We start from the raw sequence: 21,602 nt of genomic DNA, 5'->3' as shown, positions 1-21,602 counted from the left end.
TCATCAACCTCCCCAGTCGTACATTTTTTCTATGGATAATCTGATCAACTCCCCTGTCAAACACTGGTGTGAATTCGAATTCATTTCTAAAACAGTGAAAAATCCGAATATTCATATCAAAGGGAATTACTCATACTACTCAGCCTACTGGGATCAGGGTTTTGAGCGCTGTGTGGTACGTTATCTACATGACAAGCCCTCTACCCCCGATAAACCGATTGATCAGCTCTATATCGGCAATTTTGTCTGTTTTGGCGCAGAATGCGTGATCATGATGGGTGGTAACCAATTACACCGTACTGACTGGATTTCAGCCTTTCCCTTCGATACACGCAGTTTTGTACCTGCGGGCGATACAATCATTGGGGATGGTTGCTGGATTGGTTCCCGAGCCATGATTATGCAGAGTGTAAAATTAGGTGAAGGTGCTGTGGTGGCAACGGGAGCTGTGGTCACTAAAGATGTGCCACCTTATGCAGTAGTGGGTGGTGTACCTGCCAAAATTATTAAATATCGTTTTCCTGAAAAAGATATAGAAAAACTGCTTTCTCTTAAGCTCTATGACCTAGATGAAAAGCAGTTTTTAAAAATGCGTGAACAATTACAAACAGATGACATTCAGCAATTGGCACTTTATTTAACATAGAGTCAATAAAGCCCGCGCAGATCCTCAGTAGCTAGAAAGTGCTTACATTTTCTCTCATGAAGTGGTGAGATAAAACTCTACATCCAGCATTGTTAATGCTATAGGTGTAACTTAGTTTATGAGTGGACTTTGTAAAAATACCGCGAAGGTGTTCAATTATAATTAAAAATCCAAGTTCAGGATAGCGCATGCATACACCCAGAGAGCTCGCAAGCACTGCAACTCAAAAGATAGAAAGCTGGCAAAAACGCTCACCCTTTATCATTCTTATATTAGCGAGCATTGTGGGTGCTGCAACAGGTTTGCTTGGCTCCCTTTTTCATATTTGTATTAACTATATCGTTAGCTACCGTGAACAGTTTTCACAGCATGTTCAGCAGGAATCGCCCCATTTAAGCTATTTTTTGATTTTCTGTATTACGGCTGCTATGGGTGCATTTGCATATTATCTCGTACAAAGGTTTGCTCCCGAAACAGGAGGGTCAGGAATTCCTGAAGTCGAGGGAGCATTACTTGATTTACGTCCAGTACGATGGTGGCGTGTCATTCCTGTTAAGTTTTTTGGTGGTTTAGGCGCATTAGGGAGTGGAATGGTCTTAGGACGTGAAGGGCCTACTGTACAAATAGGGGCCAACCTTGGGAAAATGACTGCCGACATCTGTAAAGCCAAAAATAAAGAGTCTCAGCATACACTCATTGCAACTGGCGCAGGTGCAGGTATTACTGCCGCATTTAATGCACCGCTGAGTGGGATCTTGTTTGTCATTGAAGAGATGCGAACTGAATTTACTTATACCAAGGCGTCTATTAAGGCTATTTTTGTTGGCTGTATTACTTCTTGCATGGTCTATCAGTTCATTATGGGGTCTAATCCTATTTTAGATATTGGGACTTATTTGGCAGCCCCTTTAAAATCTGTCTGGATTTATATTTTTTTAGGTTTGTTTCTTGGCCTGATTGGTTCTTTATCCAATTTTCTCATTTTAACTTTACGTCGTCTTCTGGGTTTGTTTTATCAAAAGAAACGATTTTTCTTTCCTTTAACGGGTGCTGTGCTTGCAGGTACTTTTGGGGTTTTAAGCGTGCTGAAACCTGAAATGACAGGGGGAGGTTTCGCTCTTTTACCCAATCTTGTAGATGGCATGGCCATGTTCTATCCGCTTTTGATTCTTCTGTGTTTACGCTTTATTGCGACTATTTTATGTTTTGGCTCAGGTGCGCCTGGCGGTATTTTCGCACCGATAATTGCTTTAGGTGCAATTATAGGGGTGATGTTTGGGATGATCGCACAGCCTGTTTTTCCTCAATATGATATTGAATTACTTAGCTGTGCGGTGTTGGGGATGGCCGGTCTTTTTGCTGCCACAATTCGCGCCCCACTGACAGGCATCATGGTTGTCATGGAAATGACGGGAAGTTTTGTACTCATTTTACCGCTAATTATTACCTGTCTGGCAGCGACATTTATGGCGCAAACTTTAGGTGCAACGCCAATCTACAGTGCAATTTTAAAAAGTACTTTAGACAGTTCGGAGAATGAACCGGATCAGTCTAAAGAAAAATAAGCATATCAGCTAAAAATCTAGAGGTGTGGATAAGCATTTGTTATTTAATCATTTTAAAAACTTCGTGAGCAACTGCAAACGGATGATGTGGTAAAATTAGTTAAATATTTTCATCAATTATAAGATTAAAGCCCTTTATGGATGTATGACTGCCAATCTTTAATAAAATTACTCGAATGATCTAGTTCAGTAATTGATACATTTTTTAAAGTATTACTTAATTGGTACTCAGGATCACTACTCTTATTAGCACTTTCATATGCAGCAAGAAGCTTATCAATAAATGTATCTGTAATATCCAAGTCCTTCTCTAAAATCAATCTAAACCACTCTGACTCTCCAATATCATTAATCCCATTAGAACCCCATGTACTCAAATTATGTCTTTGCATAAAGAGGCGTTTATCAGTACATAAATATGCGTTTATTTTTTTGACGACTGAACTGATAAAAATATGATAATTGGCATAAGGTTCTTGTCCCATTATTAAACTAATTAAAATTAAATTTTTCTTTTGATGTGATGTTCGCAACAAAGCATATTTATTCAACTTTTTTATTAACTCTCTACTATTAAACTTTTGATCTAACTGCAACCCTAATGTCCAATAAAATAACTCACTTCTATCATTAAATGAATCCAACTCACCAATTCTAAACAATTGATATTTTATTACTTCTTCAAAATCATAAATATCACTTTCGCTAGACATATGAACAGTAAAATCTACAAATTTTTCAAGATAATCACCATTCATTTCAGAATCATAACCATAAAATTTCTTGACGGATTGTAGTAATTGGGACTTATTCATGACCAAAATAAATACAATTTTTGGAATATCAAAAAAGTGTTTAATACGCTCAATTAAACGGATTGAAAAATCAGGACGACAACGATCAAGTTCGTCAATTATAAAAACTAAAGGTTTTTCTAATTGAGCAGCAAGTTCGGCTAATTCTTTCTTAAAATCCTGAATCGTTTGTTTTTCTATATGATGATTTTCGATTTTCTTTTCTATCTGTTCTTTTACTTTAGATGCTATTTCCTCACTAGCAACATCAAAAACATCCTTCCCCTCATCATAAACTGCTTTTATTGTCTCACCTGCTCCACCTAAACCTATCCAATGCATTCCAGCTTTAGCTGCAATCATTGGTATTACAGCTGCCAGAGAAATTAAAACCGAGGCAGTCTTTGAATTAAAATCATTAATCTCTTCAATTCCAATTTCATCAGAATCTTTAAAAGCTTGGCTAATCTCTGCTGCAATCATTAAAAAAGGATCATCTAAATAATCATTTGCAAAGGCATCCAAATAAATAACATTGTGCTTTTCATCTTCTAAATATTTTTTCCAGTGCCCTTACAAACCATGTTTTACCCTCACCCCAACGTGCATCTAAGGCCAAAACTGCACCACATTGCAGGCGATCAACATAGTTAGTCAGCTGTTCACCCAAGCGACGTCGATCCCAGAGATCACCTTCCCATGCGGTTTCAATATTTTCAAAATTATCTTTTGACCAATTCAATTGATTTGCAGTCATTTTTATTAAAATTCAGTTGCTTATTCCCAATCATCTTATCATTTACTTTTCTAAAAGCATAAAAAAACCCACTCAATCGGAGTGGGTTTTTTCAAAATATGGTGGCTATGACGAGACTTGAACTTGTGACCCCCGCATTATGAGTGCGGTGCTCTAACCAACTGAGCTACATAGCCTTAAACTGTGCGCGCATTATGGGATTTTACAAAAAAAACGTCAACCCCATAATGCACTGTTTGATCAAAATTTGTTGAAGTGAGCCGATAAGCCGGGTTCTGTCGTGAACGATCATTCCTCTAGGCGCACAATCACTCATGCGCTCAAGCGACCTACCCGAATCCAGCATGGGCCATGCCTAATGGATTCCTATTTGGTCTTGCTTCCGGTGGGGTTTACCTCGCCATGAACTGTTGCCAGCCATGCGGTGCGCTCTTACCGCACCCTTTCACCCTTACCTCCGATTCCGATTGCTCGAAAACATAATGAAGGCGGTCTTCTCTCTGCTGCACTTGCCGTCGGTTTGCACCGCCCAGGCGTTACCTGGCACCTTGCCCTATGAAGCCCGGACTTTCCTCCCCTGCTTCAATCACGGAGATTTCCACAGCAGCGATCGTCTGGCTCACTTCGAGCGGCATAGTACCAAATATCGCAACTAATTGCTTGATGTTTTTTGAGCAGTCAGTTTTTCATACTTGGCTTGCAGCTCTTCCTGAGTTTCAGCATGGTTCGGATCCAGTGGAATACAATCCACCGGACAGAACAACTGGCACTGCGGTTTGTCATGATGTCCGACGCACTCTGTACACAGATCCGGATTGATCTCGTAAATGAGCTCACCCATAAAAATGGCCTCATTCGGGCATACAGGTTCACAGACATCACAGTTAATGCATTCATCGGTGATATATAAAGACACGCTACCAACCCTGTTGAAGTTTACGCTCGAAGGCAGCAACCACGTTTGGTGGTACAAACTTGGTTACATCACCTCTTAATCGAGCAATTTCACGCACCAGTGTGGATGAAATAAAAGAATATTGCTCTGAAGGGGTTAAAAATACCGCTTCAAAGTGGGAGTCAAGCTGACGGTTCATATTGGCCAGCTGAAATTCATACTCAAAATCAGACACTGCACGCAAACCACGCAATACAGCAGTCGCCTTTTGCTCACGAAAGAAATTTACGAGCAAACCGTCAAAACCTACAAATTCAACATTGTTCAAATGGCTCAATGACTCTTTTGCCAGTGCAACACGTTCATCCAGACTAAACACCGGATTCTTATGATGACCAATGGCGATTGCGACCACCACTTCATCAAACATTCGCGCGGCACGTGTCACCAAATCAATATGCCCATTGGTAATTGGATCAAAAGTCCCCGGGTAAATCACACGAGTTTTAGACATCCATTTGTACTCTGTTTGTTATGTAGAATCTTATTTTAGCAAAAACTTGTTTTTTTGGTGAATAATCCTCATTAATTTAAAAAACTTCACCTTATTTCTAGTTGCGGTACAATAGCAGCACGTTTGGAAGTATCAGATTATGGCGAAAGCATCTATTGTAGTAAAAAAAAATAATGGCGGTACTATTGCACTGAATAAACGTGCCCGCCACGATTATTTTATTGAAGAGAAATTTGAAGCAGGACTGTCATTAAAGGGCTGGGAAGTCAAATCAATGCGTGCCGGTCGTATGACCATTGTGGAAAGCTATATTACCTTTAAAAATGGTGAAGCATTCCTGTTTGGTGCGCAAGTTCAGCCTTTGCTGAGTGCCTCAACACACGTGGTGCCCGAAGCTACCCGTACCCGCAAGTTGCTGCTGAACCGTCGTGAAATTGAAAAGTTGATGGGCGCGATTAACCAGAAAGGTTATTCCTGCGTACCACTGGCCTGTTACTGGAAAGGCCCGCATGCCAAGCTGGAAATTGCACTGGTGAAAGGCAAGCAACTACATGACAAGCGTGCCACTGAAAAAGACCGTGACTGGCAACGTGACAAAGCGCGAATTTTCCATAAATAATGGATTAAAACTTGAATATAAAAAAACCTCCACATCATTGGAGGTTTTTTTATAGCGTTAAGCAGGCTGCTTTAAGAATGGCTATTTAAACGCGCCAGAGTCAAAGCAAGATATTCACCAAACCAGAAAGCAGTTTTTAAGTCACCTTCAGGCGGGGTCACTTCTACCGGCGCATTATCCGACTGGGTCATCAGGCCCAAAAAGCTCGACATCCGATTCAGATCAGTCACGGCACGACCTGTTGGCATCAATGGTAAACCACTCCACAACATACCGTGCTGCATGGCAAACAGGTTAATCTGCTGCAACACAGCCAGCTTGTCGCCACTGAGCCCGCCGCCATTGGTAAAAGCAGCTGCCAATTTGCCGTGCCAGCTACGTGCCAGCCAGCGCTTGGAAGACTGCTCCATAAACAGCTTCATAGCAGAGGTCAAGCTACCCATATAGGTCGGACAACCAAAGATAATCGCATCTGCGGCATCAAGCACATCCCAGTCTATATGTTCGACATTCATCATATGCACCTGAACACCGGTTTCTCGTGCACCATCGGCAATAAAATTTGCCACTTTAGCCGTGTGTCCATAAGGACTATGATAAACAATCGCAACAGATTTGGAAGATAGGGACATAACGCTCAAAAGACAAAAAATTCAGTTAAGTTTAACATTTTCATGTCATAAACACGAATGTCGCCATGCGCCCTGTTTTAGCTTCGCGGCGATAAGAAAAATATTCATCCGCCTGACGATAAGAACACTGATCCCCCCCCAGCACGGTATCTACCCCGTGTTGCTGCAAGATATAACGCGCAATCGCATACAGGTCGGCATAATATTTACCTGTCTGTACACCGGGCCGAAATGCACTGTCCAGTTCAGGATATTTACTGCAAAAAGCCACTTTTACCTCAGTGCCAATTTCAAAACAAGGCTGACTGATTGCTGCACCAAGCCAGGCCCAGGTCGGCGGAGTCTGCATAGCAGCAAGGGTATTTTCGATAATGCCACCCGCCAGACCACGCCAGCCGGCATGTAAGTTAGCAACTTCCGTACCTTCAGCATTGCCTAGTACCACCGGCAAACAGTCTGCAGTCATCATCATCAAGGCATGAGCCTTGCGCTGGGTGATCAGACCATCTCCGACCAGTGCCTCAAAAGGCATCTGTTCATTAATGGTATGACAGATGGTGCTATGCGTCTGGGTCATCCAGGTAATTTTATCTACGCCAAAAGTAGCGAAATCCTGTAATAAAGCCATACGATGCTGTTGTACCCGTTGCGCATCATCCTGTACATGCAAGGCCAGATTAAAACCTGCAAGCTCAGGCTGAGTGGATGGCTGCACTTTCGCATGATGAACACGGGTCTGACCCACATACACACCTTGTGGAAGTCCTGGTACAAATTGCATCTCGATTCCTTACGTTGACGCGGGCTAAATAAAAAAATTAATAGGCTTTGTTTTCGGTACGTAGTACTTCAACCAGATTGGCAAAGTCTTCCGGCCACGGCGCTTCAAAGGTCATTTCTTCTTTGGTGCGCGGATGGGTCAGACCAAGTTTCGCTGCATGCAAGGCCTGACGTTTAAAGCCACGTAAAGTATCATCGAGTAATTGTGATGCACCTGCAGGCATACGTACACGTGGCATATACACCTGATCGCCCACCAGGCCAAAGCCGATATAGCTAAAATGTACACGAATCTGATGGGTACGACCGGTTTCTAGACGGGCCTGGACACGAGTGAAATGCTGGAAACGTTCTTTGACGTTGTAATGCGTCACGGCATCTTTACCACCCGGAAGCACAGTCATTTTCACACGATCCACCGGATGGCGCTTGATCGGTTCATCAATTGTACCGCCAGCAATAATATTGCCGTAAACCACCAGATCATACAAACGATACACGGATTTCTTCTCAAGCTGTTTGCTTAGAGAAAACTGTGATTCAAGATTTTTGGCAACGACCAATAAACCGCTGGTATCTTTATCGATACGATGAACCAGACCGGCACGCGCCAGTTCAGCCGATTTTGGGTAGTGATGCAACAAAGCATTGACCAGGGTGCCAGACGTATTGCCAGCGCCCGGATGGACGACCATGCCTACAGGCTTGTTGATGACGATAATGTCATCGTCTTCATAGATAATGTCCAGTGGAATATCTTCCGGCAGGCTGCGCGTTTGCGCTTCAAGCTCGACATTTAAGCTCAGGGTTTCAAAACCATCACTTTTAAATTTAGGCTTGACCGGTTGGCCATTCACCAATAAATTACCTTCTTTGATCCATTGCTTTAATTTTTCTCGGGAAAAATCGCTCCAGACCATTGCGGCAATCTGATCGATACGTTGCCCGATATAAGTTTCATCCAGTTGAAATTGCAACGATAAACGTGTTGCAGTTGCTTCTGAAGTATGGTTATCTGCATCCTCAGAATCTTCAAGTAAATTGAAATCAGTATCAGGGATATTGGAATTGGAAGATTGTGCTTGACTCATTTGCTCATTCAGACAAAAGTGGTTTAATAGTGCAATTGTAGCTCATTGCCCGTATTAACAGAGGAATTTTTATGTCGCTACCACATTATAAAATGACAATGCTTGCTGTGACATTAGGCATTGCATCGGCAATGGTAGGCTGTAGCAGTAATCCAAAAAAAGAAGTCGTGGATAAAGGTCCGGAATCTAGCGAACAGGTTTATATTCAAAAAGCACAGAAAGCGCTAGATCGTAATCAATATACTGACGCAGCAAAACAGTTAGAAGCACTGGAAACCTATTTCCCAACCAGTCAGTATGCGCCCCAAGCCCAGCTTGAACTGTTGTATGTGAAATTCCAGCAAAAAGAGTATGAAGCGGCAGTGGCACTGGCAGAACGTTTTATCCGTCTGAACCCGCAACATCCGAATGTCGACTATGCCTACTATGTACGCGGTGTCGCCAATATGGAACAGAACTATAATGGTCTGTTACGTTATACCTCACTGAAACAGTCGCATCGTGATGTCAGCTACCTAAAATTAGCTTACCAAAATTTTGTCGATTTCATTCGTCGCTATCCGTCTAGCACCTATGCAGTAGATGCAGCGCAGCGCATGCAGTTTATTGGTCAGGAACTGGCTGAACACGAAATGAATGCGGCGCGTTTTAATATCAAGCGTAAAGCTTATCTGGCAGCAGTTGAACGTGCACAATGGGTAGTCGAGCATTATCCACAAACCCCGCAGATCCCGGAAGCATTGGCAACCATCGCTTATGGTTATGACAAGCTTGGCGACAAAGCATCGTCTCAGCAATATATTGATGTGTTAAAGCTGAATTATCCAAATCTGGTGAAGTCAGATGGCACTGTGAATTTGCGTGCAGCGCGTAGCGAAAGCAGTTTCTTCAACCGTGCCACACTGGGTGTGTTTGGTAAAGAAGCCAAGACGGTAACCACCCCCGATGCTCAGTCGGATGCACCAGCAACTGAAAAGCGTAGCATCACCAACCGCATTTCATTTGGTTTGCTCGATCGTCCTAAAACGGCCGAATAAGGCTGAATAATTCTGGCAGCATCACCAAATAAGGCGACTGTTCCAGGTGCATTTTTGCGGAGGGCAAGTTATCATACTTGCCCTTTTGCTTTGTGTGAGCCAGGCTTGAACAAATCGTGCAAAAGGTATACAAAGTAACTTTAAATACCAAGTTCTAATGATGCTATTTTTCATTTTTTCAATGATTTAGATCTTAGATACTAAGCACGAGAAGCTCCGCAGACTATGGCTATTCCCCAACATACGATTGATCAGATTCTCGATCGCACCGATATTGTCGATGTGATTGGTCAATTCGTGAAACTAAAAAAGACCGGTCGCACCTATTCGGGCTGCTGCCCTTTCCATCAGGAAAAATCACCCTCTTTTCATGTCTATCGTGACAAACAGTATTTTCACTGTTTTGGCTGTCAGGCCAACGGCAATACTATCCGTTTTTTAATGGACATTGGCAGCCGTAATTTCGTCGAAGTGATGAAAGACCTGTCCAGTCAGACCGGCATTGAACTCCCAAAAGACAACACCGATTCCAATAAATTAAAATACAAACGAGAAGCAGCAAAGCCTAAAACTGTGCCTGCTCCAGCTCTACCACGGGTTCAGACAAAGCAAAATAACGCAGCAATAGACAATCATAATGCGGCATCTACGGCAAGTTTCGACCCATTTGCAGAGTTTCAAGCGCCTGAACAGGATTTTTATGGCGACCCCTTTGCTTCTTTTGAACATTTGCCAATGGCCGAAGTTCAGCAAGATGGCAACCTCTACGACCTGCTGGAAAATATTGCACAGTTTTACGAGTGCCAACTCCCGAACAGCCCGAGTGCTCAGCAATACTTTAAACAGCGTGGCCTGACTGCGGAAACCATTGCCTATTGGCGCTTAGGCTATGCACCTGAAGACTGGCAACATCTGGAAAAAGCATTTCCTCAGGATATCGAAGGCTTAAAGCTGCTCGGTCTGATTCGTACCAGCGACAGTGGCCGTGACTTTGACCTGCTGCGTGAGCGGGTGATTTTCCCGATTCGTGATACCAAGGGCCGTGTGGTGGGCTTTGGCGGCCGTGCGCTGAATGACGAGATCAAGCCCAAATATATTAACTCGCCGGATTCTGAAGTCTTTCATAAGAACCAGCTGCTGTATGGCCTGTATGAAGGCCGCAAGCAGAAAGCTCAAGAATGGCTGATGGTTGAAGGCTATATGGATGTGATTGCGCTGCAGCAGTACGGTATTCATGGTGCAGTGGCCACTTTAGGTACAGCCAGTAATACGGATCACCTGAATATTCTGTTCAAGCAAAACAACCGGCTTACTATTGCTTTTGATGGGGATGCTGCCGGGCAAAAAGCAGCACGCCGCACTTTGGACATTGCCCTGCCATTGCTGAATGATGGTCGTGAGCTGAAGTTCTTTGTCTTGCCCGCTGACCATGACCCGGATTCATTGATCCGCCGTGAAGGTATAGAGGACTTTAGACGCTTGCTGGATCAGGCACCGCTGATGTCAGACTTTGTGTTCGCACATCTGACCCAAAATCAGGACATCACCACGCCTGAAGGCAAGAGTCAGGTCATGGGTGAACTGAAAAACCTGACTGAATTACTGCCCAAACATGGCTCCTTCCGTTATTTGCTGCAGCAGTTTTTCCGGGAAAAACTGGGTTTTAACCGTAAATGGCAACCCAAGGTCAATACCGATGCATCTTTAAGCTTTAGCACCAAAATTGATGCGGAAGAATATGTGATTGCGATTCTCATGAATCATCCTTATTTGTATATTCATTTTGAGCCGCTGCGCGCGCTGGTGTCTGAAGATCAACTGCTGTTTAAAATCCTGAATATTCTGAATGTGATTTTTGATGACCTGCCGGATGATCCAGAACTGTCGAGTTATTATGTACTCGGTGCCTGCGCGGCATATCACCATGAACTGCAGCATATTCTGCAGCATACCAATATCAGTGATTACACTTCATCGCCTGAACAGGCAGACAAACTTGCGGCGGACTTTTCGACCAAGCTGCAATATCAATGTTTGAAAAATAAAATAAAATCGAAGAAATTTAGCAGTATTGCGGAAATGAAAAATCTGAAAATGCAGATTTATGAAATTGATAAAAAACGTTCCATGACCTTGTTAGAAGAATAATTTTTGGATAGCTGTTTAAGTTTAGAAAATATCTGATACACGCTCACGTGATTCGCATATTGAACAAAAACGAATAAGTAATCACTCTGTTTTTTATCAGCAGTCCATTTTAATGTTTTGGTTTACGACGCTTTTGAACCACCTCTTTTAACTCTTCTTGCATCATTTCAAAACAGCTTGGGTCTTCCGCTTTAGCTGCTTCACGCAGCACAATAGAGGTTGGATGCAACAGTTTTTGGGTCAAGCGATGTGAAAACTCAGCCATGACAGTTTCAGCTTTTTCGCCTTTGGCAATTCGCTGCAGCGCCAGTTTCAGCTCTTCCTGGCGTAAAGCTTCTCCATGCTCGCGATAGGTATGAATGGTGGCTCCAGCCTGTTTGACCTTTTGCTGGGTCATCAGTTCTGTAGCCAGCTGATTGACCATAATTTCAGCTTCAACCGCAGCCTGACGGCGCTGTGCCAGATTTTCCTCAATGACACTTTGCAGGTCATCGACACCATACAGATAAACCCCGTCCAGGCTTTCCACTTTGGCATCAATATCTCGCGGTACAGCCAAATCAACCAGTAACATTTGCTGGTAACGACGTTTTTTCAGTGCAGCTTTTACATCCGCAAAGTTAATCACTTGATGCAAACTGCCAGTACAGCTGGAAATGACATCGGCACGATGCAGATTTTCTGCCAGCTGCGCAAAGTCTATAATTTCCACATCAACCCGATGTGCAATTTCCTGCGCCAAAATATCGGCACGTTCACGGGTCCGGTTGCAGATAATAATCTTGCCCACCCCCATCTCTGCGAGATGTTTGGCCACCAGACTGTTCATTTCTCCGGCTGCTACCACCATAATGGTCAGCTTGTCCGGGTGACTAAACACCTGCAAGGCAAGTTGCGCTACAGCATAACCCATGGAGACCGCATGACTGCCGACAGCCGTTTCCGAACGCACGCGTTTGGCTGCATAAAAGGCATATTCAAAAATTCGGTTTAAATTGCGCGACACCGTATGCGAGTCTTTAGCCAAAGAAAGTGCGGTTTTGACCTGTCCCAGAATTTGCGGTTCGCCCAGCATCAGGGAGTCCAGACCACTGGCCACGCGTATCAGGTGAGTAACGGCTTGGGCATTTTCATAACGATAGACATGATGTTGCAGTTGTTTGACATCCACCCCGTTTTTTTGGGCGAGCCAGTTCAGCACCATGTCAGCATTTTCAGACATGGCGTAAACTTCGGTCCGGTTACATGTAGACACCACCACCATGTCATTCAGTTCAGGGTGTTGGCTTTGTTCGGCAAGAATGGCACTTAACTTTTCAGGGTTAAAAGCCAATTGTTCTCGCAGTTCTACAGAGGCAGTTTGATGGTTGACACCCAATGCAAAGAAAGACATATCAGGTCATCATTTCACTAAATTTATGCTATTGTGCAACATCGGTGTCATAAAAAGCATTACTTGGATCAATAAAAAATTGCGTCAAACAATCAGCCGTATCAACGGCCCTACAATTAGGCAATATTCTACCACATTCCTATTGGTGGGTAGCATGGCTTCGACTGCGCATCTCTATGCAGCGGAAGCAGTTTACCATGCAAATCAAAATTATGATGCGATAAAACAAAGTATGATGGCTGAGTTTGCCATCGCTGCACGTGACATCCCTACTGCTTTGCACAACTATACCGTTCTGGCAATCAAGAGCAATTCCACTTCAGTCAAGCAACGTGCGTTGAATGTCGCGCTGGAACATAATGACTTGCAGGCAGCACTGGATATCTCCACGCACTGGGTGGTGCAAGAGCCACAAGACGTCCCGGCCTTATTTTATTTATCCCATATTGCCCTGAAAGCACATGAATATGAGCTGGCCGCAGAGACCTTGGAAAAAATCCTGCAAATTGATGACACTGCCGATCTGGAAGAAATTCTCGCCGGGATTTCGCCTGAAGGAACAGAGGATCGCCGCTATCTTATTCAAGCCTTGAGCACCACCAAAGCCAAGAATAATCCCTCTATTCTGGTGCTGGTTGCTGGTCTGGAGGCACAAAACGGTCAACTGGTGCAGGCGTTAAACACCATTAATCGCGCCTTGAAAAAACGTCCGAATGCGACCGGTTATATCCTGATGAAGGCCAATCTGCTCAACGCGTTGGGCGATGCCAATGCCACGCGGGAATGGTACGAAAAATCCAGCCGCAAGCATCGCCACAATCTGGATGTGCGACTGGCTGAAGTCAAATATCTGGTCAAGCTGAATGAAGCAACCTTGGCACTCAAAAAACTGCAGGATATTATAAAAAAGTGGCCGACTGCTGAAGAAGCCCTGTTTATTGCCGGGCTGACCAGTATTGACCTGGAAGAGTATGAGAAGGCCGAAAAATACCTGGTCGAACTGCGTTATTCTGCACAATATCAGAACGAAGCCTATTATTATCTCGCGGTCAATGCAGAACGCAAACAGCATTACGAAACAGCCAAAGCCTATTATCGTCTGGTCGATGGCAGTCTTTACACGGTTTCGCGTCGCAATATGATCTCGATTTTTGCCCAGCAGGATAAACTGCATGATGCGCTGCGTTTCCTGACTCAGGAAAGGGTGAACTATCCGCAACATGCCAGCTTTCTCTATCTGGCCCAGGCCGATATTTTGACGCGTATGCAGAATAAAAAAGCCGCGATCCGGCTGCTGGAAGAAGCCAGCAAAAACCTGCCGGATGATCCTGAACTGGTCTATGCGCAAGTGCTGTTGCTGGACCCATATCAGGATCGTAACAAGCTGGATGAATTACTCACTACTTTACTTAAAATTGAACCGAATAGTCCCACCTATCTGAATGCCTATGCCTATACCCTGGCGATGCAGAACCGCCGTCTGGAAGAAGCACGCCGCTATGTCGAACAGGCACTGGAATATGCACCGGAACAGGCCTCAATTCTGGATACCTATGGTTATATCTGTTATTTACAGAATGACTTTTCCACAGCTGCAGACGTATTGTACAAAGCCTATCAGTTGAATCCGAATGTGAAGATTGGTGTGCGTTATGCCCGGTCGTTATACATGAAAGGTGATCTACAACAATTTCAACAAGTGTTACAACAATTACAACAAAATCATCCAAATGACCCAGAATTGAAACAACTTAATTCGCTATTGTTAGCACCCCAAACCCAAACGAGTTAATTTATTTATGCGCAATGTGAGCCAATTGGGCTGCTGTGCCTTTGCAGCAACTGCTTTATTTTTAACTGGTTGTCAGCAGATGATCAATCCACAAAAGCCAGTGACTCCTTCTGTCCAGGCAGACAACCAATTCCAGCTGCAGGGTAAAATTGGTGTTCGCACCCCTCAACAGACGGGCAGCGCATTCTTTACCTGGGTACAACAGCAGGAAGAGTTTGATATTGAGCTCAGCGGCATTTTAGGCGTAGGTAAAACCCAGATTTCTGGCACACCGGGACAAGTGACCTTAAACAGTGCCAAAACAGGTGTAATTCAGGCAGCCAGTGCCGAAGAATTACTGCAACGCGCCACAGGCTGGCAAGCGCCGATCAGCCATTTAGTGGACTGGGTACAAGCCCGCCCTGCGACGACGACTGCCAAATTGCAAAAAGACGATACACAGCGGATTAGCCAGATTATTGAACAGGGCTGGACGGTCGATCTCAGTTATAACCAGCAGGCCAAAATGCCAAACCGATTGATTTTAAAGCAGTCACTTGGAAATGGTGCGGAAAATCGTATTACAATGATCATTGAAAACCGTTAATTGACCTGATTCAAGCCCATGATGATTCGTGTTCCCTCGCCTGCTAAACTGAATTTGTTTTTACATATCACCGGTCGCCGTCCGAATGGCTATCACGAGCTGCAAAGTATTTTTCAGCTGATCGACCTGTATGACTGGCTGGAGCTTGAACAAAGCACCGATGATGCCATTCAGATTGAAGGGCTGGCCTCCGTCGATCTGGAACAGAATTTGATCTATCGTGCGATACAGCTATTAAAGCCCCATGCCAAAACACCATCAGGGTTAAAAATCCGTCTGGAAAAAAACATTCCGATGGGCGCAGGTCTCGGTGGGGGCTCTTCTAATGCAGCGACCACCCTGATTGTGCTGAATCAGCTCTGGCAATGTGGTTTAAATGTTGAGCAACTGGCAGAGCTTGGAGTCAAGCTGGGTGCGGATGTACCGATATTTGTCCATGGTAAAAATGCCTGGGCCGAAGGTATTGGCGAACACTTAACATTCATAGACTTAGATCAAAAAAAATTCATTGTGTTAAAACCTGACTGTTTTATCAGCACTCAACTGCTTTTTTCACAAAAAGCATTGACAAGAGACACGAAGAGCACTAAATTTTGCGCCTATCAGCAAACGCCATCTGATTTTGGAAATAACTTTGCGCCACTGGCAAGAAGCTTATATCCTGAGGTAGATGAAGCAATGCAGTATCTCGACCAGTTCGGTATTGCAAAACTTACAGGTACAGGTGCTTGTGTGTTTATTGAAGTCACTGACAATCTGAATATCGAAGATATTCTTGCAAATGCACCATGTAAAGCTTACCTGGTCAATAGTTTACAAGAATCACCTTTAGTTCAGTTTAAAGTGTAGATAGGGGTATCGCCAAGTGGTAAGGCACCGGGTTTTGATCTCGGCATCCGTTGGTTCGAATCCAGCTACCCCTGCCATTTTTCACCTGTAGATGTACTGTATTAGGGGTATCGCCAAGTGGTAAGGCACCGGGTTTTGATCTCGGCATCCGTTGGTTCGAATCCAGCTACCCCTGCCATCTTACAGTCCATCAAATTTAGGGGTATCGCCAAGTGGTAAGGCACCGGGTTTTGATCTCGGCATCCGTTGGTTCGAATCCAGCTACCCCTGCCATTTTCTCGAAAAAAGACAGAACACTCATTTGCTGTAAGACTGTTAATTTACCTTGACACTTTACCGCAAAAATATTAAAGTTCTGCCGCATTAGGGGTATCGCCAAGTGGTAAGGCACCGGGTTTTGATCTCGGCATCCGTTGGTTCGAATCCAGCTACCCCTGCCATCTATTCCCATATATCCCAACCGCCAAGGGTGCTTCATGCCCAATCTTGTCGTTTTTAGTGGATCTGCGCATCCACAATTCGCTCAAAAAGTCGTAAGTCACTTACATATTCCTCTAGGCGCTGCCTCTGTAGGTCAGTTCTCTGACGGTGAAATTGCTGTCGAGATTACTGAAAATGTTCGTGGTAAAGACGTATTTATCGTACAACCTACTTGTGCCCCAACTAACGATAACCTGATGGAAATCTTAGTGATGGCTGATGCTTTGCGTCGTGCAAGTGCAGGTCGTATTACTGCCGTGATTCCTTATTTTGGTTATGCTCGTCAAGACCGTCGTCCACGTTCAAGCCGTGTGCCAATTACCGCTAAAGTCGTTGCAGACATGCTGACTACTGTGGGTATTGACCGCGTTGTGATGATTGACTTGCACGCTGACCAGATCCAAGGCTTCTTCGATATCCCTGTAGATAACATCTACGGTACACCAGCGCTACTTGCTGACTTGCGTCAACAGTCGCATCACAACCTGATGGTGGTTTCACCTGACGTGGGTGGTGTTGTTCGTGCACGTGCTGTTGCGAAACAAATGGGTGATATCGATCTTGCAATCATCGATAAGCGTCGTCAAAAAGCGAATGAATCACAAGTGATGCATTTGATTGGCGATGTAAAAGATCGTGATTGTGTCATCGTCGATGACATGGTAGATACAGCCGGTACTTTATGCAAAGCAGCTGATGCATTGAAAACTTTCGGTGCTCGCAAGGTTATTGCATACGCAACGCATCCAGTACTTTCTGGTAAAGCGATTGAAAACTTAAAGAACTCTGTGATTGATGAACTGGTTGTTACTGACACCATTCCACTTTCTGATGAAGCTTTAGCACTGGGCAAGATTCGCCAGGTTTCAGTAGCCAGCATGGTTGCCGAAACGATTCGTCGTATTAACAACGAAGAATCTATTAGCGCAATGTTCGATTCTTATCTATAATAGAGCGCTGAATTTTCAAAGCCCTGCCATTTGGTAGGGCTTTTACTCACCAGACTGGTCGCAAGTCTGGTTCATTTAACTTAAATAGGATGTCTATCATGGCAAACTTCGTATTAAACGCAGCAGCACGTGAAGAAGCCGTTCAAGGGAAAGGTGCGAGCCGCCGCCTTCGTCTTCAAGCTAAAGTTCCTGCTATCATCTACGGTGGTGAAGCTGCTCCTGTAGCAATTACTGTTGAACTTCGTCAGCTTGTTAAATTCTTAGAAAACAATTCATTCTTTGAAGAAGTGATTGAAATTGATGTAGACGGTAAAGTTGAAAGCGTGAAAATCCAAGCGTTACAACGTCACCCAGCTAAAAACACACCTATGCACGCTGACTTCAAACGCGCATAAGTGTTAATGGTGTAATTAGTGTCAAATATTTCACTGATTGTTGGTTTGGGTAACCCAGGTTCTGAGTATGCCCAAACCCGCCATAATGCAGGCTTCTGGTTCGTAGAACGCCTCGCAGAGCAATATGGCATTACCCTCAAAAAAGACCCGAAATTCAACGGATTTAGTGGTCGTGGCAATATCGAAGGTCAAGACGTTCGTCTTCTTCTTCCTACAACCTTTATGAACCTTTCCGGTAAAAGTGTTGTGCCTTTCGCCAAGTTCTACAATATCGCACCTGAATCGATCCTGATTGCCCATGATGAACTGGACATGAATCCTGGTATCATTCGCCTGAAAACTGGCGGTGGTCATGGTGGTCATAATGGTCTACGCGATATCGTGCCGCATATTGGTTCAAATTTCCATCGCCTGCGTATTGGAATCGGCCATCCTGGTGCCAAAGACCGTGTTTCCGGTCATGTGCTCAGTAAAGCGCCAAGCAGCGAACAGACGTTAATGGATGACGCAATTTCCCATGCCCTCGCCCGCACAAAAATGCTGGTGAATGGAGAAATACAGCAAGCCATGAATCAAATTAACGCATATAAGCCGAACTAAGCATTCAAAAATTGCTGGACAATTCCGCTTGCCAGAAAGTTGATTTAAGCGCAAAATGCGTCTGCTCGATTGTTCACCATACAGCAAGCAAGATTGATTTAACCATATGATCAAAATCTTAGGTCAACTCAGGGGACGCTAGCCATGCTATCTCGTTTATTAAAATGCAAAATTCACCGCGCTCACGTTACACATGCAGAACTACACTATGAAGGTTCATGTGCAATTGATGGCGTTTTGATGGATTTGGCTGGCATTCGTGAATACGAAGAAATTCATGTGTGGAACGTGACCAATGGTAAACGTTTTGCAACTTATGCAATTCGTGGCGAAGACAATTCAGGCATCATTTCAGTTAATGGTGGCGCTGCACATCAGGCCGATGTGGGCGATATCGTGATTATTGCAACTTTTGGCGATTTCACTGAGGCTGAAGCGAATGCACATCAGCCCCGCCTGGTATATGCCAACCCGAATAATACAGTGAGCCATACTGCAAACTGTATTCCGGTACAAGTGGCATAAGCATAAGTCGATCAAACCAAATACTCAAAAGCCCGCAAATCGCGGGCTTTTTTTATAGCCAGAACAATTAGATATGATTGTCCTTAGCTGCCCTGCCGCCAGCTTTTACGGCGCTCACAATTTAGGGGTTTCAACTGCGAGTCGGCCAGATCAACCAATAAAGCCTTTCCATTGTCCTTAACCTTAAGTTCGGCAAATTTGGCATTACGGTAACAGGGCTCCAGGCCTTCAGCGAACATAAAGCTGTTGGCCGCAGGATATAAGGCCTCAAAAGTATTACGCGGATTCTTTAAGAGCAGTTTAGATGACGATGCAGGATAAACCTGCAATAAGCGTGGATCGAAACTGGTTCGTATCACCCGTCGTTGTACATCTAAGCGTACATAGCTCATGATCTCGGACTGATCTTTAAAATCCTGAATACTGATGTTGGAACTTGCCGGATTCACTGTACTTTCAGCAGCATCCACCCCAGCAAAATGCAACTGATAATTCAGTACCATATAATCCCCTTGCAGGATAGAACGCGGATCGACTGGTGCCAACTCGACAAAGATACTTTTGCTTTTTGCCAGATACCATTCATGCTGGAGGATTAATCCCATAAATAAGGCAATACTAAAAATACTCAGGTGCAGCGCCAGAAATTTTTTCATGAGGCCACCCCTGTTTTGACCTGACATTTCGGTGAACTCAGCACATGAGCCAGAAGAAATACCAGCACACCCGAGGCAAAAATACTGACACTTTTAAATAAAAAGCTCAGCCCGAGATTGTAATACAGCAGCCATAACCAGAAGATCAGTAACAAAATGAATAAGGCTTGTATGAGTCGCTGTTGATTGACCCTTGCCCAGGCCATAAACACCAGAATGATAAAAATCTCAAAATAACCCAATGCAATCAGTAGAATTCCCGCAGTGGGAATCAGCCAGAGTTGTCTCATCGAAAATTGCTTCAAATGAATTCCGATAAAACTCAGCAGCCAGATCGCGGGCAAAATAAAGAAAATAATTGCTTCATCCATCCCCTGTGGCTGCAATTGCTGAGTCACGCCAAATTGCAGCAGGCATTGAAAAATGGCCGTTACCGCCAAAATACTGATCACCCATAGATTCATAGTTTTGGCATAAGGCGAAGCGAGCCAGCGTCTCGCAGTAAGCAAAGCTCCAGTCAAAATGCTGTAATTCAGCAGCGTGATCCATGTCATTAAGTGCGGATCCTTAAAAAATGCATGCTGCTCGACCAGCACTGCGATCCCCAGCCCATGGGCAAGTAACAACTGTAAGAGCACCACCAGCCAATGCATGCGACTCATGATACTCAGCAGCGTAATACCGACCTGTATCAGCCAGATCAGTAATAGACTATCTGTCAGTAATTCGGTATGAATCAGGACGGCAGCCTGACCACAAACCCACAAGCAATAAGCCAATTGCCGCAGAAAAACGGAAGGTTTGCCATGAATCAGCCACCAGGCAAATCCGACAAAGATTATCCCCATTAGAATCGAAAAACTTTCCCAATAGGTCAGCAACAGTATGGCCAGTATCACACCAGCAATCCACGCGCCCAGAGCCAGTGGAATGACCGAGAACCGGCTCTTGGGCAACAGCTTGATCAGCAGAGCGCTAATCGCCGCGAACCAGCCAAATATGAGTAAGGCCAGCACCAATAAGCCTGCAGCTGAATTTTGCAAATATTGGTCTGTGAGATCAAAAATCAGAATACTAAAACTCAGTGCCAGCCCTGCAACCAGCAAACTGGTTTCAAGCTGTTGCTGCCGAGTATAGAAATAAGCACTGAATAAAATCGGCAGGATCAGCACCGAACCCAAATACCAGATCGAATTCGAGTCGATAAATCGAACCATACTGAATACCGAAATGAGCACCACCACGGCAATAAACAGATAGCGCAAAAGCGGATAATGACGTAATGCATAGATCAAACTCAGCCCAGTCAACAGGTTAAGACTGAGCAGATAAGCAGTTTCAGCACGTAACAGCGAAAAGCTTTGTTTAAAATAAAGATACAGCGCCAACTGACTGACCAGACAAAATAAAGCAAACACACCAATATTAGGACGATAGAGCCAGGGCAAGAGCAATATTGCCCAAAGCAGGAATAACTGGTAACTGTCCGCGCCAGTCTGATATACCTGTCCGATCACAGCCAGACTTAAGCCCAGCATCAAACCTGCTACCGTATCCAGACTTTGTCGCAACTTTTCCCACGCAGCGAAACGCACACTCAGCAATGCCGAACCCAGCAATAAAATTTGAGGAATAAACAGCTGGACAAATTTCGGCAGCATCCACCAGTTTGCTGCCAGCAGATATACGATACTGACAGCGATCAGCGCAATTCCGATAATTTGAAGAATTTGAATAACAGCAGGTTGAATAAATAACAGTGGCGAGAATGGATGATCGGACTTGAGTACTGTTCTAGACATACTGATCTGTTCAATTTTTATTTGATTTTACCTTAGCATGATTTTTACCGAATATGCCAGGCAGGCACATTCCAGCTGTGCTGCCCTTTCCTTTGT

At 44.3% G+C, this 21,602-nt stretch carries 22 protein-coding genes, 5 tRNA genes and 1 other RNA gene; 16 read left to right on the top strand and 12 right to left on the bottom strand.

The window, feature by feature from the left end:
- Positions 1–31 precede the first annotated feature (31 nt).
- Positions 32–646, top strand: a complete 615-nt coding sequence (locus KUG37_RS01430; protein ID WP_216933870.1) for a CatB-related O-acetyltransferase — start codon at positions 32–34, stop codon at positions 644–646.
- 188 nt (positions 647–834) lie between these two features.
- Positions 835–2,211, top strand: coding sequence for a H(+)/Cl(-) exchange transporter ClcA (clcA, locus tag KUG37_RS01425; RefSeq protein ID WP_216933868.1), 1,377 nt, complete (start codon positions 835–837; stop codon positions 2,209–2,211).
- A gap of 125 nt (positions 2,212–2,336) precedes the next feature.
- On the opposite strand, the gene KUG37_RS01420 is transcribed toward clcA, so the two are convergent.
- From KUG37_RS01420 to coaD, 6 genes are all read right to left on the bottom strand, one after another.
- Positions 2,337–3,530, bottom strand: coding sequence for a P-loop NTPase fold protein (locus KUG37_RS01420; protein WP_367947492.1), 1,194 nt, complete (start codon positions 3,528–3,530; stop codon positions 2,337–2,339).
- Positions 3,531–3,549: 19 nt separating this feature from the next.
- The gene (locus KUG37_RS14870) at positions 3,550–3,762 is read right to left on the bottom strand and encodes a hypothetical protein (RefSeq protein WP_367947466.1); all 213 of its coding nucleotides are present in this window, start codon (positions 3,760–3,762) and stop codon (positions 3,550–3,552) included.
- A gap of 99 nt (positions 3,763–3,861) precedes the next feature.
- Positions 3,862–3,938 (bottom strand) — tRNA-Met (locus KUG37_RS01415).
- Positions 3,939–4,010: 72 nt separating this feature from the next.
- Positions 4,011–4,388: RNase P RNA component class A (rnpB, locus tag KUG37_RS01410), an RNA gene on the bottom strand.
- A gap of 26 nt (positions 4,389–4,414) precedes the next feature.
- The gene (locus tag KUG37_RS01405; RefSeq protein ID WP_216933866.1) at positions 4,415–4,678 is read right to left on the bottom strand and encodes a YfhL family 4Fe-4S dicluster ferredoxin; all 264 of its coding nucleotides are present in this window, start codon (positions 4,676–4,678) and stop codon (positions 4,415–4,417) included.
- A 1-nt stretch (position 4,679) separates the two neighbouring features.
- Entirely contained in the window at positions 4,680–5,171 is a 492-nt protein-coding gene (gene coaD, locus KUG37_RS01400) for a pantetheine-phosphate adenylyltransferase (protein ID WP_216933864.1), read from the bottom strand.
- A 139-nt stretch (positions 5,172–5,310) separates the two neighbouring features.
- Here coaD and smpB point away from each other — a divergent pair, with 139 nt between their 5' ends.
- Complete coding sequence (gene smpB, locus KUG37_RS01395) at positions 5,311–5,790, top strand: SsrA-binding protein SmpB (RefSeq protein WP_004280586.1); 480 nt, start codon at positions 5,311–5,313, stop codon at positions 5,788–5,790.
- A 71-nt stretch (positions 5,791–5,861) separates the two neighbouring features.
- On the opposite strand, the gene KUG37_RS01390 is transcribed toward smpB, so the two are convergent.
- From KUG37_RS01390 to rluD, 3 genes are read right to left on the bottom strand one after another with little or no spacing between them, the layout of a single operon-like run.
- Positions 5,862–6,422, bottom strand: coding sequence for a flavodoxin family protein (locus tag KUG37_RS01390; protein ID WP_216933861.1), 561 nt, complete (start codon positions 6,420–6,422; stop codon positions 5,862–5,864).
- Between the two features lie 40 nt (positions 6,423–6,462).
- Complete coding sequence (gene pgeF / locus KUG37_RS01385) at positions 6,463–7,203, bottom strand: peptidoglycan editing factor PgeF (protein WP_216933859.1); 741 nt, start codon at positions 7,201–7,203, stop codon at positions 6,463–6,465.
- Positions 7,204–7,240: 37 nt separating this feature from the next.
- A complete protein-coding gene (gene rluD / locus KUG37_RS01380; RefSeq protein WP_216933856.1) occupies positions 7,241–8,293 on the bottom strand; it encodes a 23S rRNA pseudouridine(1911/1915/1917) synthase RluD in 1,053 nt (350 codons plus the stop codon).
- A gap of 71 nt (positions 8,294–8,364) precedes the next feature.
- Between rluD and KUG37_RS01375 the strand changes: the two genes are divergently transcribed.
- Both KUG37_RS01375 and KUG37_RS01370 read left to right on the top strand, forming a co-directional pair.
- Complete coding sequence (locus KUG37_RS01375; RefSeq protein ID WP_216933854.1) at positions 8,365–9,330, top strand: outer membrane protein assembly factor BamD; 966 nt, start codon at positions 8,365–8,367, stop codon at positions 9,328–9,330.
- Between the two features lie 225 nt (positions 9,331–9,555).
- Positions 9,556–11,478, top strand: a complete 1,923-nt coding sequence (locus KUG37_RS01370) for a DNA primase (RefSeq protein ID WP_216933852.1) — start codon at positions 9,556–9,558, stop codon at positions 11,476–11,478.
- A gap of 109 nt (positions 11,479–11,587) precedes the next feature.
- Here KUG37_RS01370 and hemA read toward each other — a convergent pair whose 3' ends face one another.
- A complete protein-coding gene (gene hemA, locus KUG37_RS01365) occupies positions 11,588–12,871 on the bottom strand; it encodes a glutamyl-tRNA reductase (protein ID WP_216933851.1) in 1,284 nt (427 codons plus the stop codon).
- 79 nt (positions 12,872–12,950) lie between these two features.
- On the opposite strand from hemA, the gene KUG37_RS01360 reads away from it, so the two are divergent.
- The 11 genes from KUG37_RS01360 (at position 12,951) to panD (ending at position 19,048) form a co-directional block, all read left to right on the top strand.
- Positions 12,951–14,663 (top strand): tetratricopeptide repeat protein, encoded by a 1,713-nt coding sequence (locus tag KUG37_RS01360; RefSeq protein ID WP_216933848.1) that lies wholly within the window; start codon positions 12,951–12,953, stop codon positions 14,661–14,663.
- A gap of 7 nt (positions 14,664–14,670) precedes the next feature.
- A complete protein-coding gene (gene lolB, locus KUG37_RS01355) occupies positions 14,671–15,249 on the top strand; it encodes a lipoprotein insertase outer membrane protein LolB (RefSeq protein ID WP_216933846.1) in 579 nt (192 codons plus the stop codon).
- Positions 15,250–15,270: 21 nt separating this feature from the next.
- Positions 15,271–16,098 (top strand): 4-(cytidine 5'-diphospho)-2-C-methyl-D-erythritol kinase, encoded by an 828-nt coding sequence (gene ispE, locus KUG37_RS01350; protein ID WP_216933986.1) that lies wholly within the window; start codon positions 15,271–15,273, stop codon positions 16,096–16,098.
- A 2-nt stretch (positions 16,099–16,100) separates the two neighbouring features.
- A tRNA-Gln gene (locus KUG37_RS01345) sits at positions 16,101–16,175 on the top strand.
- A 26-nt stretch (positions 16,176–16,201) separates the two neighbouring features.
- Positions 16,202–16,276 (top strand) — tRNA-Gln (locus KUG37_RS01340).
- 20 nt (positions 16,277–16,296) lie between these two features.
- Positions 16,297–16,371, top strand: a tRNA-Gln gene (locus KUG37_RS01335).
- 92 nt (positions 16,372–16,463) lie between these two features.
- Positions 16,464–16,538, top strand: a tRNA-Gln gene (locus KUG37_RS01330).
- A 36-nt stretch (positions 16,539–16,574) separates the two neighbouring features.
- A complete protein-coding gene (locus KUG37_RS01325) occupies positions 16,575–17,528 on the top strand; it encodes a ribose-phosphate pyrophosphokinase (RefSeq protein WP_216933845.1) in 954 nt (317 codons plus the stop codon).
- 98 nt (positions 17,529–17,626) lie between these two features.
- Complete coding sequence (rplY, locus tag KUG37_RS01320) at positions 17,627–17,923, top strand: 50S ribosomal protein L25 (RefSeq protein WP_004645781.1); 297 nt, start codon at positions 17,627–17,629, stop codon at positions 17,921–17,923.
- An 18-nt stretch (positions 17,924–17,941) separates the two neighbouring features.
- Positions 17,942–18,523, top strand: coding sequence for an aminoacyl-tRNA hydrolase (pth, locus tag KUG37_RS01315; protein WP_216933844.1), 582 nt, complete (start codon positions 17,942–17,944; stop codon positions 18,521–18,523).
- 144 nt (positions 18,524–18,667) lie between these two features.
- Complete coding sequence (gene panD / locus KUG37_RS01310; protein WP_004280606.1) at positions 18,668–19,048, top strand: aspartate 1-decarboxylase; 381 nt, start codon at positions 18,668–18,670, stop codon at positions 19,046–19,048.
- 83 nt (positions 19,049–19,131) lie between these two features.
- On the opposite strand, the gene KUG37_RS01305 is transcribed toward panD, so the two are convergent.
- The gene (locus tag KUG37_RS01305) at positions 19,132–19,704 is read right to left on the bottom strand and encodes a GDYXXLXY domain-containing protein (RefSeq protein ID WP_216933843.1); all 573 of its coding nucleotides are present in this window, start codon (positions 19,702–19,704) and stop codon (positions 19,132–19,134) included.
- The gene (locus tag KUG37_RS01300; RefSeq protein ID WP_216940100.1) at positions 19,701–21,506 is read right to left on the bottom strand and encodes a DUF2157 domain-containing protein; all 1,806 of its coding nucleotides are present in this window, start codon (positions 21,504–21,506) and stop codon (positions 19,701–19,703) included. The genes KUG37_RS01305 and KUG37_RS01300 overlap by 4 nt, the downstream gene beginning before the upstream one ends.
- Between the last annotated feature and the right edge of the window lie 96 nt (positions 21,507–21,602).

The sequence above is a fragment of the Acinetobacter sp. BY419 genome, assembly GCF_019038395.1.
Taxonomy (GTDB): domain Bacteria; phylum Pseudomonadota; class Gammaproteobacteria; order Pseudomonadales; family Moraxellaceae; genus Acinetobacter.
The sequence above is the reverse complement of the archived record's forward strand: the minus strand, read 5'-3'. Positions and strand labels throughout refer to the sequence as shown.